This window comes from Streptomyces sp. NBC_00252 (genome assembly GCF_036187565.1).
GTDB lineage: Bacteria > Actinomycetota > Actinomycetes > Streptomycetales > Streptomycetaceae > Streptomyces.
This window is the reverse complement of the sequence record NZ_CP108087.1, coordinates 2,339,612-2,355,357: the sequence shown is the minus strand read 5'-3', so window position 1 is coordinate 2,355,357 and position 15,746 is coordinate 2,339,612. Positions and strand designations below refer to the sequence as shown.

The following is a 15,746-nucleotide window of genomic DNA, read 5'->3' as shown; positions in this document are numbered from 1 at the left end:
CCTCAGCCCTTGACGCTGATACCGCGGGACTTCAGGTCCTTGACCGTCCACTCCTGCATGTGCGCCAGCAGATCGGTGACCTTCTCCTGCTTGCTCATCACCTTCGCCCAGCCCGTCTGCAGCTCGGTGAACATCGCGGTCCAGTCCGGGCCGAACACCCAGTCCGACGTCACGGTGTCGAGGCTGTCGGTGACGACCTTCTTCGCGGGCTCGTAGTTCGTCCCGAGGAGCTTGTCCGAGATCGACTCGGCGACGTACGCGTCGCTGTCGGCCAGCGCCGGCATCACCCCGTTGCCGGTGGTCGGGCTCGCCATCGTCTTCACCGCGCCCGTGTTCGTCGACATCCACAACGCGGCCTCGGCGGCCTGCTGTTGGTGCGAGCACTGCTTGGTCACCAGCGTGACGCCACCGCTCTGGTTGGTCCCGGCGGGCGTCTTCGCGGCCTCGCCCGGATAAGTCGGCCAGGGCGACAGCGCCCACTTGCCGTCGGACTTGGTGAAGTTCTGCACCATGCCCGCCATCTGCCAGGTGGAGATCTGCCGGGTCGCGGTGCCGCCGTCGTCGTAGTTGCGCTGTACGGCCGCGTAGTCGGCGAACGACAGCGTGGAGGCGAGGCCGTCGTCGATGATGTCCTGGATCACCTGGGCGGCCTTGAGGCTGCCCGCGTCCTGGAAGCCGACCTTCCAGGCGTCGCCGTCGATGGCGTACCAGTGGGCGCCCGCCTGCATCGCGAGGACTTCGAGGGTGCTGGGGTCCTCACCGGCGTAGTTGGTGATCTTGACGCCGTGCTTCTTCAGGACCTTGCCCGCGGCGATGAACTCGTCCCACGTCGTCGGCGCCTCGAGACCGTACTTCTTGAAAATGTCCGTGCGGTAGATCGTGAACGCAGGGGCCGAACTCGTCGGCACGCCATAGGACTTGCCCTGCACCTGCGCACTGGCCCACGCGCCCGCGTTGAACCTGTCCTTGTCCGCGGAGACGTACCGCGAGATGTCGGCGAGCGCGCCCTGCGAGACCCAGGTGGTCACGTACTCCGCCGTGTTCTGCACCAGGCAGGGCGCGTTGCCGGCCTTGACCGCGTTGGTCAGCTGCTTCTGCATCGTCAACTGGTCGGTGACCTTGGTGTACTTGAGCTTGATGTCCTTGTGCGCGGCGTTGAACGCCCGCACGACCGCGTCCTGTCCGTTGGCCCAGCCCCAGAAGGGGAGGGTGACCGGGCCGGAGGACGCCTTGTCCCCCGAGCCGGATCCGCCGCAGGCGGAGAGCAGACCTGTCAGTGCGAGGCCCGCGACCGCCGCGCGAGCGAACCTTCTCCTGGGACTGGTGGAGTTCATCAGACCGTGTTCCTTCGGAAGAGAAGAGGTAGAAACCGGTTGCTGGGAAGGTAGGCAGGATGAACTGTCCGGAGCAAGGGGTGTGCGGCAACTTGTTTCGACGGGCCAGGACAGAACCCATCTGGCCAGGGGCTTTGAAGGGAAACCGGTTACGTAACGAAGATCTAAGGCGCCTGTCCTGGGGCCTGCGGCCCCGGTACCACCGGCCCTACCGGTCCTGGTCGCGTCGCGTCGGTGGCCGGACCGAGTTCCGTACGACGACATGCGTGCCCAGCACCAGATGGTCGCCGTCGCCGCCCCTGCGCCGGCCCGTGCCGCCGCCCTCGCGCCGGTCCGCCACCGCGCGCAGCGCGACCCGGCCCATCTCCTCGTACGGGACGTGCACGGTGGTGAGCTGAGGGGTCAGCTGGGAGGCCAGCGGGATGTCGTCGTAGCCGACGATCGACACGTCCTCGGGGACCCGCAGGCCCGCCGCGCGCAGTGCCTGCATGGCGCCCGCCGCGACCACGTCGGTGCCCGCGAGCACCGCGGTGAAGTCGACGCCCTCCTTCAGGGTGTCCTCCACCGCCTCGTACCCGTGCTCGTAGTCGTACGGGCCGTGCCGCACCATCCCCGGGTCGAACGGCACGCCGTACGCCTCGAAAGCCCGTTGCGCGCCCTTCAACCGGCCCTGGGCGGTGGTGAGTTCGGCGTGTCCGGGGAGTACCAGGACGCGGCGGTGGCCGGCCGAGAGGAGGTGGCTGGCCATGGCGTAGGCGCCGCCCTCGTTGTCGTAGTCGACCGTCGTCGCCGGGACGTCGCCCTCCAGCGGCGGGCGGCCGACGAGCACGAGGTGCGAGCCCGCCGCGTCGAGGGAGCGGGCGAAGCGGGCCATGCGCAGCTGGTACTCGTCGACGTCGTACGCGCCGCCCAGCAACACCACGGCGGCGACGCCCTGTTGACGCATCAGGTTCACCAACGCGAGCTCGCGCTCCGGGTCGTCGCCGGTCGTGCCGACCAGGGAGAGCCAGCCACGCAGGGTGGCCGCGCCCTCAACTCCCTTGGCCACGTGGGCGAACGCGGCGCCGGTGATGTTGTTGATGAGGATCGCCACCGTCGGCGTGCCACCGCCGGCCAGGGAGCGGGCGTGCGCGTTGGTGACGTAGTCCAGGTCGCCGACGACCTTCATCACCCGGCGGCGCAGCTCCTCCGACACCGGATAGTTGCCGGACAGGACGCGCGAGACGCTCGCCACGGAGACCCCGGCGCGCTCCGCCACGTCCCGGATCGTCGCCCGGCCGAGGTCGCCCGACGCCTTGCGCTGACTCACCGTAGCGACTCCTTCACCGTGACCGCGTGTCCACCGGGCGCCCCGGGGGCCTGACCCCGCGCCGGTCGGGAAACCGTATCCCAAGGTCGTTCCCGGTGTGACGGCCTGTGGACGGCGCGGATCAGGCGACACGGGCCAGGTCCGCGCGCCGTACCTCGTGGGCCGGTGGCAGGCCCGCGGCCAGGCGTTCCAGCTCGTCGACCACGATGGCGCCGAGCCGCGCCAGCTCGTTGCCGAGGGAGCCCGCGATGTGCGGGGTGAGGAAGACGTTGGGGAGCTTGTAGAGCGGGGAGGTGGGAGGCAGCGGCTCGGGTTCCGTGACGTCGAGGATCGCGGTCAGACGGCCCGACAGCAGCTCGTCGGTGAGGGCCTCGTGGTCGATCAGGGCGCCCCGCGAGGTGTTGATCAGCACGCCGCCGTCCCGGATGAGCGCGAGCCGCCCGCGGTCCAGCATGCGCTGCGTCTCGGGGATGTCGGGGGCGTGCAGGCTGACGATGTCGCTCCGGCTCAACAGGTCGTCCAGCGGCAGGAGTTCGGCCCCCAGCGCGGCGGCCTCGGTGACGCTGACGTAGGGGTCGTGCAGGAGGACCTCGAAGTCGTACGACCGCAGCAGCTCCAGGAGCCGGCGGCCCACGCGGGAGGCGCCGATGACGCCGATCCGGCGGCCGAGGTTGCCGATCGGGGCGGTCTCGGCGGGCGTCGGGTAGGTGTGCGTGTGCCGGAAGCGCTCCCGCTGGGCGAAGGTGTCCTTCCCGGCCAGCAGGATCATCGCGAGGGTGTACTCGGCGACCGGGAGCGCGTTGCCGGTGACCGCGCTGGAGACGGTCACCCCGCGTTCCCAGAGGGCCTCGCCGACCAGTGAGCGGACCGAGCCCGCCGCGTGCAGCACGGTCCGCAGCCGGGGTGCCGCCGCCAGCGCGTCGGCGTCGAGGTGCGGGCAGCCCCACCCGGTGATCAGGACCTCGGCGCCCGCCAGGGCCTCGGCGGCCTCGGGGGCACCGAAGTCCCGTACGACCAGGCCGGGTTCGATCTCCGCGGTCCGGCGCAGCCGGTCCAGCAGGGGCGGGGGGAAGAGCAGGGGCAGGTGCACCGGATCCATGGCGAACACGGCCCTGGGCGGCTGGGCGCTGGGCATGACCCTCCAGAAGTGCGGCAGTGGTGCTGCGTGAGGACGACGTGAGGAGAGAGCGGAAACGTTTTCTGAAAACGCCTTCTACCGTAGATCTGCGGTGGAGCGAGGGTCAATCGCTGAGAAGGCACCCCGGACGCGGAAATATTTCGATCGGTCCCGGGACCGGAGGCAGGCGGTTCCGCGGGGCCGTGACCCGTCCAGCCGCGCTCGTCCGCCGGAATAGCCGGGCGCGATGTGATGCTCTGATGAGCAGCATGGTTCACGAGCGTGGTGAGGAGCTGGTGGGCAGATGACGGCGACGACGACGCAGACGGCAGAGCGGACGGGCCCCGTGGTGGGCACCCCCTACGGGGCGGTGCGCGGCCGGTACGAGAACGGGATCGCGGTCTTCCGGGGCATCCCCTACGCGGCGCCCCCCTTCGGCCCGCACCGGTTCCGCCCGCCCGTCCCGCCCGAGCCCTGGACCGGGGTGCGCGACGCGCTCGACTTCGGCCCCACCGCGCCGAAACCGCCGTACTCCGACGCCTTCGCCAAACTGCTCTCCGACCCCGTCGTGCCCGGCGACGACTGTCTCAACCTGAACGTGTGGACCCCGGAGCCCGGCCGCGGCGCCCGGCTGCCGGTGATGGTGTGGCTGCACGGCGGCGCGCTGACCCGGGGTTCGTCGGCCGTCCCGGTCTACGACGGCCACGCCTTCGCGCGCGACGGTGTCGTCATGGTGTCGGTCAACTACCGCCTGGGCGTGGAGGGTTACGGCCTCTTCCCGGACGCCCCCGCCAACCCCGGCCTGCGCGACCAGCTCGCCGCGCTGCGCTGGGTGCACGAGTCCATCGAGGCGTTCGGCGGCGACCCCGACCGGATCACCCTCTTCGGGCAGTCCGCCGGCGCGATCAGCATCGGCGCCCTGCTCGCCGTACCGCAGGCGCAGGGCCTGGTCCGGCGGGCCGTGCTGCAGAGCGGGCCCCCGGAGGCCTTCGACCGCGACAAGGTGCGGCGGATGGTGCGCCGGATGGCGACCCGGCTGAAGATCCCCGCCACCGCCGAGGCCTTCGCCGCCGTCGACCGTGAGCTGCTGCTCCGCACCCAGGCCGACGTGGGCCGACTCAGCAGCCCGGTGCTCGGCGGCCCGACCTTCGGGATCGTCATCGACGGCGAACTGGTGCCCCGCGATCCACTGGAGGCGCTCGTCGACGGCGAGGCCGCCCGGGGCGTCGACCTGATGCTGGGCTGGACCCGCGACGAGTACCGGCTGTGGCTGGTCCCCGGCGGACTCCATGAGCGGGTCGACCGGCTCGGCGCGGTCGCCCTGGCCGGTGCGATGGCCCGCTGCCACTGCGGTGTCGAGGTCCCGCGCGGCTACCGCGCCCTGCACCCCGGGGCCGGCGCCGCCGAGACCGTCGGCCAGCTCGTCACCGACCACCTGCTCCGCTACCCCCTGCACCGCCTCGCCGACGCCCGCCCCGGCACCGCTCACGTCTACGAGTTCGCCTGGCCCTCCAACCTCCCCGACCTCGGCTCCTGTCACGCCCTCGAACTCGGTTTCGTCTTCGACACGGGCGACATCCCCGAGTCCGCCAAACTCGCAGGCCAGGGGGCGCCGCAGTCGCTCGCCGACGCCATGCACGGGGCGTGGGTGCGGTTCGCGGTGGACGGCGACCCCGGCTGGCAGCCCTGGGACGACACGCATCCGGTCCGGATCTTCGGCGAGGAGGGCGAGCCGTACGTCGTGCACGGGGCGCGCGACCCCGAGTTCGCGCTGTGGGCGACCGACGCCGTGGCGAAGGAGACGGCGGCCCGGGCCGAGGGCACACCGCCCGCACGGAGCGCCACCGAGCTGCGGTCGGTCGTACGGCGGCGGCTGCGCCGGACGGGAGACGTGCGGAGGTCCTCGTGAAAGCGGGCTTACGGATCGGGGAGAGAAACCGGTTGCCGAACGTCGGCTCTCGCCCATCTTCCCGCTGACGTAAGCGAATTGGCCGACGCTCGCCCCTCCTCCCCGTCTCCGCCCGCTGCTACCCTCCGCGCAGGGAACCGGTTGCCGGAGTGTTTCCACCGGCCGGGGAGGGGCGGGGCGGTAGATGACCAGGAAGAGCCAGGACGCGAGCGGGAGCACCATCCGGGACGTGGCGGCCCGCGCCGGGGTGTCCGCGTCCACGGTGTCGCGGGTGCTCGGCGGCGACTACCCGGTGAGCACGGCCACCCGCACCCGTGTGCTGCGGGCGGTCCGTGACCTGGACTACGTCGCCGACGCGCGCGCCAAGGCGGTGGCGGGGGTCGGGACCCCGACGCTTGCATTCGTTCTGGAGGACATCACCGGACCGTCGTTCGCGCTGATGGCGCACGGCGTGGAGCGCGAGGCGAACCGGCTCGGGCACCTGTGCCTGGTGTGCAGCACGGAGGGCGACGTCCAGCGCGAACTGGACTTCATCGAGACCATGCGCGCCCAGCGCACCGCCGCCGTGATCCTCGTCGGCGGCACCGCCGACACCCCCGAGTACCGTGAGCGCACCCGCCGTATCGCCGACTCGCTCGCCGCCGCCGGTTCCCGGCTCGTGCTCTGCGGACGCCCGCCGCTCGGCCCGGGGGCGCCGGTCACGGTCATCGAGTACGACAACGAAGGCGGCGCCTACGCCCTCGTCGCGCACGTCCTGGCCCAGGGCCACCAGCGCGTCCTGTTCCTCGGCGGCAAGCCGGACCACACGACCGCGCAGGGCAGGGAACGCGGTTACCTCGCCGCGCACCGCGCCCGGGGCCTCGAACCCGACCCGGACCTCCTGCTCCACGGCGACTTCACCCGCGACTCGGGCCACCGCCTGATGCGGTACGCGCTGAGCCGGAAACTGGAGTTCACGGCGGTGGTCGCCGCCACCGACATGGTCGCCGCGGGCGCGCTCACCGCCCTGCACGAGGCGGGCCTCGACGTCCCGGGCGACGTGTCCCTGGCCGGTTACGACGACATCCCCTTCGCCCGCGACCTGCACCCCGCCCTGACCACGGTCCATGTCCCCTACGAGGAACTGGGCCGCCTCGCCGTCCGCACCGCGCTGGGCCGCACCCCGGAGTCCCCGGACGAGCACCTGCTGCTGGGCACGCACGTGGTCGTACGGAACTCGGTCGCGGCCGCTTCCTAGGGCGGGGTCTTTCAGGCGACCCCGTCCAGCGTCCGCGCGATCGACGTGATCGCTCCCGGGCCCACCCGGCAGCACCCGCCGATCAGCCGCGCGCCGGAGTCCCGCCAGCCCTCGACCTGCTCGGCCGTGAAGGTCGAACGGCCCGTCCACGCGCGGGCCTCCGCGTCCCAGGTCTCGCCGCTGTTGGGGTACACCACGACCGGCTTGCCGGTGACCCGGGCCGCCGTCTCGACCGCGCCCTCGACGTCCTCGGGGGCGCAGCAGTTGACGCCGACCGCGACGATCTCGTCCGCCTCGGCGGCCAGCGCGAACGCCTCCTCCAACGGCTGCCCGGCACGGGTGCGGTCACCCGCGATCGAGTACGACAGCCAGGCCGGCACCCCGAGTCCGCGCGCCGCCCGCAGCAGCGCCTCGGCCTCGGCGGTGTCCGGGATCGTCTCCAGGGCCAGCACGTCCGGGCCGACGGCGGCCAGCACTTCCATGCGGGGCCGGTGGAACGCCTCCAGCTCCGCCACGCTCAGCCCGTACCGCCCCCGGTACTCGGAGCCGTCCGCGAGCATCGCGCCGTAGGGCCCGACCGAGGCCGCCACGTACAGGCGCCGCCTGATGCCCCGGCGCCCCGCCTCCACCGCCGCGTCGAGCGCCAACTCCACGCTCAGGGCGATGAGTTCGGCCGCCCTGTCGCGCTTGATGCCACGCTTGGCGAAGCCCTCGAAGCTGGCCTGGTAGCTGGACGTGATCGCCACGTTGGCGCCCGCCTCGAAGTACGCGAGGTGCGCCTCGGTGATCGCCTCGGGCCGGTCCGCGAGCAGCCGCGCCGACCACAGCTCGTCGCTCAGATCGTGCCCGGCCGCCCCGAGCTGGTTGGACAGCCCGCCGTCGAGGACGAGCGTCCCGGCGGCGAGCGCGTCGGTGAACGGGGCAGAGGTATGGCTGGTCATGTCACGACGCTAGTCGATACGGCCGGGCAGCCGGGGTGGCGTCCAGTCCGCGAACGGAATGCCCGGAATGCGGGACGTGCAACGGCGTCACGGCAGACGGCCGGGCCGTTGTCGGTCCTACGCCGCGTGCCGCCCGCCCCCGCGCCTGCCGCCGCCCCGGGTGCGCCTGGTCGCCGGGACCAGCAGGCCGCCGAGAAGGCCGAGGCCGAGGGCGTAGGGCCACCAGCCGAAGCCGTCGCCACGCGCGGTGTCCGTGGTGCGGGCCTCGGCGAGCGTCGTACCGGACGAGGCCTTGGGACGGTCGGTGGGGGAGGAACTGCTCGCGGGGGCGGCAGTCAGGACGACGTCGTTGCCGTCGCCGCCGCGGTAGCTGATGCGGTACGTCGTGTCGGCGAGCCTCAGCTTCGCGCCCTCGCGAAGTCCCGTGAAGACGCCGGTCGTTGGGGCGCGGCCCGTGTGGTCGAGGATCGTGACGGTCCGCGCGGGATGCGTCCCGGCGGCCGCGAGGTCCAGGTCGCCCGCGAGGCGGGCCTTGCCCGCCACCTTCAACGGCTCGGCGCCCAGGACGAGTTCACCCCGCACGCTCTGCGTGTAGTCCCCGGTCACGGTGAGGCCGGACGTCACCAACCCGTCGTTCGTGATCGCACCCTTCACCGTGCCCACGCCGGTCAGCTCCGTCGACAAACGCAACCCGGCCGTCCCCACGTCCAGCCGCGCGCCCGCCGAGGTGAGCCGGATCGCCCTGCTGCGGGCGAGCGTCGCCCCCGACCGCAGCGCCAGCGTGCCCTTCGAGACCGTCGTCGTCCCCGTGTACGTCACCGCCGTACCGGTCAGCGTCGTGGTCGCGGCGCCCGACTGGACGAGTGACCCCTTGCCGCCGATGTGCGACAGCTGGACGCCGAGTGCCGTATTGCGTACGACGAGGGTCCCGTCGTCGACGATCCGCCGCTGCTCCGTCCCGGTCAGCAGGCCGCCGTCGCCGCCCCTCTTCGCGGACCCGAGCCGCAGCACCGCCCCCTGCTCCACGGTCGTCGACCCGTCGTAGAACTGCGGCGCCGCGAAGGTCACGTCGTTCCCGCGCGTCCCCGCGACCACGATGTCCCCGGCACCGGGCGCGGCCAGCGTGTCGTGGTACCTGCCGCCGCCGATCGGTGCGCCCAGGGTGACCGGGCCGTCGTAGTCGAAGGTCAGCCGGGAGCGGACGCCGCTCGCCTCGTGGAGGTTGATGTAGACGGTGTCCTTGGTGCCCGGCATGAAGATCCGGTGGGTGGTGCCGTCGCCCCACCGGACGTCCGCGCCCTCGATGTTGGTGCCGCGCTTGTTCAACTGGTGGGCGATCGCACGCCAGTTGAGGCCGGGGTCGCTGAGTGACGGGTTGGTGTCGCCGCCCTGGTCGCTGTAGCTGTACTGGCCGGTGAGGACGACCTTGCTGCCGGGGCGCGAGTGGACGTTGACGTCGCTGCCGTACTCCCGCTGGTAGAAGTTCTGGCGCAGGGTGATCGTCTGGTGCAGCGGGGTGTCGATGATCCAGGAGCCCTGGTTGAGGATCGCGCGGGCGTTCGGGAGGGCCACCGGGTACTCGGGGCGGCCGGCCGCCGTGCCGGTGCCGTTGTCCATCACCCCTGAGAACGGGTGGGTTCCGGCCAGGTCGAGCGTGCCCCACATGTTGCGCGGCTGGGTGACCAGGCCCGAGCCGCTGATCGTGCCGATGTTGAAGGTGCGGGTCAGGGAGAGGCGCAGGGTGCCGTCGACCCGGACGTTCAGCTCGTTGAGCCGGTAGCCGGGCGTGCCGTAGGGGAAGTGGCCGATCAGGCCGGTGCCACCGCCCTTGCCGTACTGGAGAGTTGTGCCGCGGTCGACCGTGATCGCGGGCGGGTCCGGGTTGCTGACGGTCGTGTAGGGGTGGTTGCCGCCCTGGGTGGTCACCTTCTGCCGCTGCCGGGAGGCCGGGAGCGTGAAGTCGCTGTCCTTGGTGAGGATCAGCGTCCCGCCGCCGCGCACGGTCAGCGTCCCCTGGCCGCGGAACACCCCGTCGTACGTCGTCGTCCCGGACGGCACGGTGACCACCGTGTCGCCGGTGAGCGTCACATCGCGGCCCGCGAGGACGTCGGCGGTCGCGTCACGGGCACCGGCGGCCGAGGCAGCGGGAGCACTGACGAGGAGGGTGACGGCCGCGAGGGCACCTGCGGCGGCTGAGGTCTTGCGGGTTTGGCTGCGCACGTCTCTGGAGACGCGCGCCGGCGGCGGCGATAACAGAAATCTCCCGGCCGTCTTTGTCCCGCACGACCCGTTGACCTTCCCGTAACACACCCTTACCTTTTCGGCGTTCGTCATGACAGATGCCGTACGAGATCTCGAACTCCCTTCGGAGAGGCGTCAGATGAGACGTGTGTACGCAATCCTCGTCGCCCTGTGCTGCGCGCTCGCCGCGGCGCTGGTGACCGCGGGACCGGCGCAGGCCGCGGCCCAGACCATCACCAACGGCACGCAGTTCACGGACACTTCGGGCAACCCCGTGCACGCGCACGGCGGCGGGGTGATCAAGGTCGGCAGCTACTACTACTGGTTCGGCGAGGACCGCAACACCGACAACACCTTCAAGTACGTGGACGCGTACCGCTCCACGGACCTGAAGAACTGGGAGTTCCGCAACCACGTCCTGACCCAGTCCAGCGCCGCCGAACTGGGCACCGCGTACATCGAGCGGCCGAAGGTCGTCTACAACGCGTCCACCGGCAAGTTCGTGATGTGGATGCACAAGGAGAACGGCGTCGACTACAGCGAGGCCAAGGCCGCCGTCGCCGTCTCCTCGACGGTGGACGGCAGTTACACCTACCAGGGCAGCTTCCAGCCGCTCGGCGACACCATGTCCCGGGACATCACGACGTTCGTCGACACCGACGGCACCGCCTACATGGTCTCCGCCGCCAACGAGAACTACGACCTGCACATCTACCGGCTCACCGCCGACTACACCGCCATCGCCGGCCTGGTCGCCAACCCGTGGGCCGGCGGGCACCGCGAGGCACCGGCCCTCTTCAAGCGCAACGGCGTCTACTTCATGCTGACGTCGGCCGCGACCGGCTGGAGCGCCAACCAGCAGCAGTACGCCACCGCCACCAGTATCGGCGGCCCGTGGACGGCGTTCACCAACGTCGGCGACTCGACCGCGTACAACTCGCAGACCGCCTACGTCCTTCCGGTCCAGGGGACTTCGGGCACCTCGTACCTCTACATGGGCGACCGCTGGGGCAACTCCTTCGGCGGCACCGTCAACGACTCCCGTTATGTGTGGCTGCCGTTGACGTTCCCGACCACGACCTCGATGTCCATGGCGTCCTGGTATCCGGAGGTGTCGATCGACACGGCCGCCGGCACGATCACCGGCACGAGCGCGACGTACAACACGCTCGTCGCCCGCAACAGCGCCAAGTGCGCGGACGTGGCGAACCAGTCGCTGTGGCAGGGCGTCGCGATCAGCCAGTACACCTGCAACGGCGGCACCAACCAGAAGTGGTGGTTCAAGGACCTCGGCACCGGCTACTACGAACTCATGGGCCGGGGCAGCTCGTTGTGCCTCCAGGAGAACGCCGCGAACGTGACCCAGGAGAACTGCACCGGCGCCACCGCCCAGCAGTGGAGCCTGACCACGTCCGGCAGCTACGTCCTCGTGAAGGCCAGGGCGAGCGGTGAGTGCCTGGACGTGTCGGGCGCGTCCACCGCCAACTCCGCCGCGATCATCACGTACACGTGCAGCGGGGCGACCAACCAGCAGTGGACGCGCGGTAGTTGAGAGCAGGTTTACCGGACCGGATTCCAGCCATCCGTGCCCGCCAGGTACTTCTGGGCCGTGTAGTTCGCGGCCTGGGAGTCGGTGAGCTGCGGGCGGTCGGAGTTCACCGTGGCGCCCGCGCCGGTGTTCCTGTACTCGAAGAAGCGGGCGTTCTTCCACGAGTAGCCGCTCATGTCCGTCCAGGGCCCGGCGACCTTCACGGCGGCGGGCAACGAGGTCTCGCGCACGACCAGTTGACCCACCGCGTCCGCCGTCGGATGCCAGGGGCGGCCCAGGTAGTACGTGTTGGCCGCCGCCGAGCTGCTCACCGAACTGCCGGTGACGAGGATGCCGTAGGTCTTCGCCGAGCTGGTGTTGGGCGCGGAGAGGAAACCGTTGAGACCGCCCGCGGCGGCGCCCGAGTTGCGCAGTTGGATGGTGACACGGTCGTAGACGGCGGTGGCGTTGCCGAAGACGAAATCGACGTCGCCGGAGATGAACGACGAGTAGAAGTACTGCCGGTACTGACCGGTCGACGACGGCGACCAGTTGAGGACCGTGTCCTGGCGGCTGATGAACCGGTCGTTGGTGAACGTCTGCCGGTCGCCCTGCGCCGTGACCGCGACGGCCTGGGTGTCCGTGATCTCGGGATGGGCGGCCTTGTCGAAGGTGTTCTGGACGGTGATCCCGGTGACGGTCAGCCCGCCCGCCGAGAAGGTCGCCACCGAACTGCCCAGCGTCCCGTACTTGTTGCCGCCGGAGTCGGTGTAACCGGCGGCCCGGTCATAGGTGATGACGACGTCCTCGGCGTTGCCGGTGGCGCCCTTGACGGTCAGCCCCGCCTTCCCGGACGGCACGTTGACGATCTCGGTGTACGTGCCCTTCGCGACGGAGATCGTGTCACCGGCAGCGGCGGCGTTCACCGCGGCCTGCACGGAGGTGTATCGCCCCGAACCGTCCTTGGCGACGGTGATGACGGTGGCGGCCCGCGCCTGGGTCGCCAGCGACACCGCGACCAGCCCGAGGGCGGCCGCGGTACCGGTCGCGACGGCCGCGGTGCGGCGCCGGGCGGGGGAGCGGCGGTGCGTGTTCGGCTCAGTCATGCCTACCAGTCGCCGTGCCCCGCCCGGGAGTTGCCGCCTTCAGGCGAGCAGATCGATGGCGTCGACGGACGTGCCCGCGCTCAGGAACGACGTCGTGCCCGAGCCGCTCGCCACAGAGATCTTCAGCGTGTTGTACGCACTGGCGTCCGTCAGCCAGGCCGACGCCGGAACGCTGTACGTGAACGTGTAATTGTTGCCCCGGTACGAGCCCACGGTCAGCGACCGGGTGCTCGGCTGGGTCGGCGGCGAAGGGACGGCCGAGGTCCAGGTGTCGTTGACGACGACCTGCGGCCGGCCGTTCGCGTACGCCGTCGTCACCCCGATGCGCAGGGTGTGCGCGGCACTCGACTGGGCGGCCGTCAGCCTGAAGTAGACGATGATGCCGCTGTTGACGTCCTTCCACAGATAGCAGGGGAACGCCGAGGTCTCCGTCCCGCTGCCGACGACGACGTTCCCGGTCCAGGACGCGGCCCGTACGTCCGAGGGGTGCGCGTACGTCATCAGGTCCGCGTTCTTGAACCCGCTCGGCGAACCGTCCCAGTTGCCGATCCGCCAGATCGCGCTCGCGTTGGACGGGTCGTTCGAGGCCGGGATCGCGATGCTGTTCAGCGTCGTCGTCCCGCCCGCCGTGACCGCCACCGAGCTTGTGTAGACGGCGAGTTCACCCTTGAACACGGTCAGCGTGTACGTCCCCGGCAGCACCCCCGCGATCGAGAAGTAGCCGTCCGAGGCCCGGGCCGAACCCCAGTACTGCGCGGCCGAGTTGGCGAGCCCGACCATGTACGCGTACGCCGTGTCCCGCCCGGTGATGCCCACGCCCGCGACGCGTCCGCGCGAACTCGCCGCCGTGTAGCCGGAGATGCCGAGCCCGTCGGCCCACGCGGTGGTGAGGTTGGCGTGGTACAGCGACGAGGAGGGCGCGCCGCCGTCCGTGAGGGCGATGACGTACGGGCCCTGGAGGCCGAAGCGCTGCGCCTCGGTCTGGTTCTCGCCGTAGTAGAGGATCTCGTACAACCCGCCGCCGTCCGCGCTCTGATGGCGCAGCAGGGAGCGGTAGAACGGGCCGCCGGACGCCTTCTCGTGGTTGCTGCGCACGACCCACAGGCCGACGCTGCCGGTGGTCCAGCCGACGTAGTCGTAGTCGATGACCCGGTTCTTCGAGTAGTGCTTGGAGCGGGTCTGGCCGTCGGACTTCGCGAAGACGTCCGCGGACTCGATGGTCGTCGGCGCGTAAGTGTAGGAATCCGGCTGGTCGTTGAGGAACAGGCCGGCCTTCACCCGCACGATGTAGCGGGTCGCGCTGACCGAGGTGTCGGCCTTGTTGGTCCACAGATAGACGTTGTTCTCGCCGCTACGGGCCGCGTAGTAGTGCTTCAGCGTGCCGTGCGTGACGGAGATCAGGATCGTCGTGCCGGACTGCGCGATCGTCACCGTGGACGCGCCGAGGCCGGACTCGACATGCGAGTTCATGCCGCCGTAGCCCTGGTACTCGGTGCCCTTGTAGAGCAGCGAGGTCAGATCGCCGTTCGTCTTGCTGACCTTGAAGACCAGGCTCGCGCCGGTGTCGACGACGTAGTTCGAGCCGTCGTCGGTGTAGCCGAAACTCGCGGCCGACGCGCTCTCGGCGAGCGGCCCGGCGAGCGCCGCCGAACCGGCCGCGGCCGCCGTGCCGAGGACGAAGGTGCGGCGGCGAACCGGTCTGTTCACAGAGCCGGACATGGGGGTGCCTCCTTCGGGAGGTGGGGGTGCGGGTGCTTTGGAGCGTGGCAGTTGAATCGATTTCGCGAAAGGGCTTTCGCAGCCTTGGAGTTGGCAAGGATGTGAAAACCTGCCGGGCTCTAGAAAGCGCTTGTCCGAAGCGGTACGGTCCTCCGCCAGGCCTTGTCGTCGGACGGAGGAGCCACGCATGAGACGTTTCACGATCGCCCTGCTGGCCGCACTGACCCTGAGCACCGCCCTGCCGGCCGCACCCGCCCAGGCACACGACCGCACACCCCCGCTCGGCCTCGCCGACTGCACCGCCACCGCCTGCCACTTCGACGTCCCGCCCGGCACCTACGACGTCACGGTCCGCCTCGGCGGCGCGGCGGCGGCGAGTACGGCCATCGGCGGCGAGACCCGGCGCTCCCTGCTCCCCGAGACGGCCACCGCCGCCGGCCGCACCGTGACCCGTGCCTTCACGGTCGACGTCCGCACCCCCGAGGGCGAACCCACCGGCCCCGACGGCACCCCCGGCCTCGACCTCACCCTAGGCGGCACCGCCCCCGCACTCGCCGGCATCCGCGTCACCCCCGCTCGAACGAACTCGCGCGGGGGCACCCCCATCGCCCGCCGGATCATCCTGATCGGCGACTCCACGGTCTGCGACCAGCCGGGCGACCCGTACTCGGGCTGGGGTCAACAACTGCCGCAGTTCCTCCGGAAGGGCGTCTCCGTCGCCAACTACGCCGATTCCGGGGAGAGTACGGTCACCTATCTGGAGAATCCCTTGCTGTGGGGGACAGTTGAGCCGAAGATCCGCCCCGGCGACCTCGTCCTCGTCCAGCTCGCCCACAACGACAAGACCACCGACGAGGCGACGTATCGCGCGAACTTGGAAACGCTCGTAAGGGGTATCCGTGACAGGGGAGGCCGTCCGGTTCTCGTGACACCGATCGTCCGCCGCTGGTTCAATGCCGACGGCACACTGGACAACGACACCGCGCTGCTGGTGAACGGGCTCGGGGTCGACCTTCCGGGTGTCATCCGCTCGGTCGCCGCCGCCGAGAGGGTAACGCTCGTGGACCTCACGGCGCAGACCAAGGCGCTGGTGGAATCGCTGGGAGTGGAAGGCTCGAAGGCGATCTACCTCTACAACGAGAAGAAGGACAACACGCACACCTCCGCGCACGGCGCCACCGTGTACGCGGGCCTGGTCCGCGACGCACTCGTCGCCCGGCATCTGCTGCCGGAGGGCCGGGTACGAGTGGGGTGAGACCCGAAAGACCCCTGGGGCGTTCCGACCGGAACCGGGGCGCCCCAGGT

General features: G+C 70.8%; 11 protein-coding genes. 4 read left to right on the top strand and 7 right to left on the bottom strand.

Annotation, left to right across the window (positions count from 1 at the left end; translation table 11 throughout):
* Window positions 1-2: 2 nt before the first annotated feature.
* From OHT77_RS10200 to OHT77_RS10190, 3 genes are all read right to left on the bottom strand, one after another.
* Complete coding sequence (locus OHT77_RS10200) at window positions 3-1,334, bottom strand: ABC transporter substrate-binding protein (protein ID WP_328827855.1); 1,332 nt, start codon at window positions 1,332-1,334, stop codon at window positions 3-5.
* 208 nt (window positions 1,335-1,542) lie between these two features.
* On the bottom strand, window positions 1,543-2,643 hold the full coding sequence (locus OHT77_RS10195) for a LacI family DNA-binding transcriptional regulator (RefSeq protein ID WP_328827854.1): 1,101 nt from the start codon (window positions 2,641-2,643) through the stop codon (window positions 1,543-1,545).
* 121 nt (window positions 2,644-2,764) lie between these two features.
* Complete coding sequence (locus OHT77_RS10190) at window positions 2,765-3,778, bottom strand: hydroxyacid dehydrogenase (RefSeq protein ID WP_328827853.1); 1,014 nt, start codon at window positions 3,776-3,778, stop codon at window positions 2,765-2,767.
* A gap of 286 nt (window positions 3,779-4,064) precedes the next feature.
* Here OHT77_RS10190 and OHT77_RS10185 point away from each other — a divergent pair, with 286 nt between their 5' ends.
* The gene (locus tag OHT77_RS10185) at window positions 4,065-5,669 is read left to right on the top strand and encodes a carboxylesterase/lipase family protein (RefSeq protein ID WP_328827852.1); all 1,605 of its coding nucleotides are present in this window, start codon (window positions 4,065-4,067) and stop codon (window positions 5,667-5,669) included.
* A 184-nt stretch (window positions 5,670-5,853) separates the two neighbouring features.
* On the top strand, window positions 5,854-6,906 hold the full coding sequence (locus OHT77_RS10180) for a LacI family DNA-binding transcriptional regulator (protein WP_328827851.1): 1,053 nt from the start codon (window positions 5,854-5,856) through the stop codon (window positions 6,904-6,906).
* 11 nt (window positions 6,907-6,917) lie between these two features.
* On the opposite strand, the gene mmuM is transcribed toward OHT77_RS10180, so the two are convergent.
* A complete protein-coding gene (gene mmuM, locus OHT77_RS10175) occupies window positions 6,918-7,847 on the bottom strand; it encodes a homocysteine S-methyltransferase (protein ID WP_328827850.1) in 930 nt (309 codons plus the stop codon).
* Between the two features lie 117 nt (window positions 7,848-7,964).
* The gene (locus OHT77_RS10170) at window positions 7,965-10,067 is read right to left on the bottom strand and encodes an autotransporter (protein WP_328827847.1); all 2,103 of its coding nucleotides are present in this window, start codon (window positions 10,065-10,067) and stop codon (window positions 7,965-7,967) included.
* A 160-nt stretch (window positions 10,068-10,227) separates the two neighbouring features.
* Between OHT77_RS10170 and OHT77_RS10165 the strand changes: the two genes are divergently transcribed.
* Window positions 10,228-11,640 (top strand): RICIN domain-containing protein, encoded by a 1,413-nt coding sequence (locus OHT77_RS10165; protein WP_328827844.1) that lies wholly within the window; start codon window positions 10,228-10,230, stop codon window positions 11,638-11,640.
* Window positions 11,641-11,648: 8 nt separating this feature from the next.
* Here the strand turns inward: OHT77_RS10165 and OHT77_RS10160 are convergent, their stop codons facing one another.
* Window positions 11,649-12,722, bottom strand: a complete 1,074-nt coding sequence (locus tag OHT77_RS10160) for a pectinesterase family protein (protein ID WP_328827843.1) — start codon at window positions 12,720-12,722, stop codon at window positions 11,649-11,651.
* 39 nt (window positions 12,723-12,761) lie between these two features.
* A complete protein-coding gene (locus OHT77_RS10155; RefSeq protein ID WP_328827842.1) occupies window positions 12,762-14,441 on the bottom strand; it encodes a rhamnogalacturonan lyase B N-terminal domain-containing protein in 1,680 nt (559 codons plus the stop codon).
* Between the two features lie 187 nt (window positions 14,442-14,628).
* On the opposite strand from OHT77_RS10155, the gene OHT77_RS10150 reads away from it, so the two are divergent.
* Window positions 14,629-15,696: a rhamnogalacturonan acetylesterase gene (locus tag OHT77_RS10150; protein WP_328827841.1), complete on the top strand. Its 1,068-nt coding sequence runs from the start codon at window positions 14,629-14,631 to the stop codon at window positions 15,694-15,696.
* The last annotated feature ends 50 nt before the right edge of the window (window positions 15,697-15,746 follow it).

Coding starts and splice junctions, on each gene's coding strand:
- OHT77_RS10200 (WP_328827855.1), bottom strand. CDS start 1,334: ATGAACTCCACCAGTCCCAGGAGAAGGTTCGCTCGCGCGGCGGTCGCG.
- OHT77_RS10190 (WP_328827853.1), bottom strand. CDS start 3,778: ATGCCCAGCGCCCAGCCGCCCAGGGCCGTGTTCGCCATGGATCCGGTG.
- OHT77_RS10185 (WP_328827852.1), top strand. CDS start 4,065: ATGACGGCGACGACGACGCAGACGGCAGAGCGGACGGGCCCCGTGGTG.
- OHT77_RS10180 (WP_328827851.1), top strand. CDS start 5,854: ATGACCAGGAAGAGCCAGGACGCGAGCGGGAGCACCATCCGGGACGTG.
- mmuM (WP_328827850.1), bottom strand. CDS start 7,847: ATGACCAGCCATACCTCTGCCCCGTTCACCGACGCGCTCGCCGCCGGG.
- OHT77_RS10165 (WP_328827844.1), top strand. CDS start 10,228: ATGAGACGTGTGTACGCAATCCTCGTCGCCCTGTGCTGCGCGCTCGCC.
- OHT77_RS10160 (WP_328827843.1), bottom strand. CDS start 12,722: ATGACTGAGCCGAACACGCACCGCCGCTCCCCCGCCCGGCGCCGCACC.
- OHT77_RS10155 (WP_328827842.1), bottom strand. CDS start 14,441: ATGTCCGGCTCTGTGAACAGACCGGTTCGCCGCCGCACCTTCGTCCTC.
- OHT77_RS10150 (WP_328827841.1), top strand. CDS start 14,629: ATGAGACGTTTCACGATCGCCCTGCTGGCCGCACTGACCCTGAGCACC.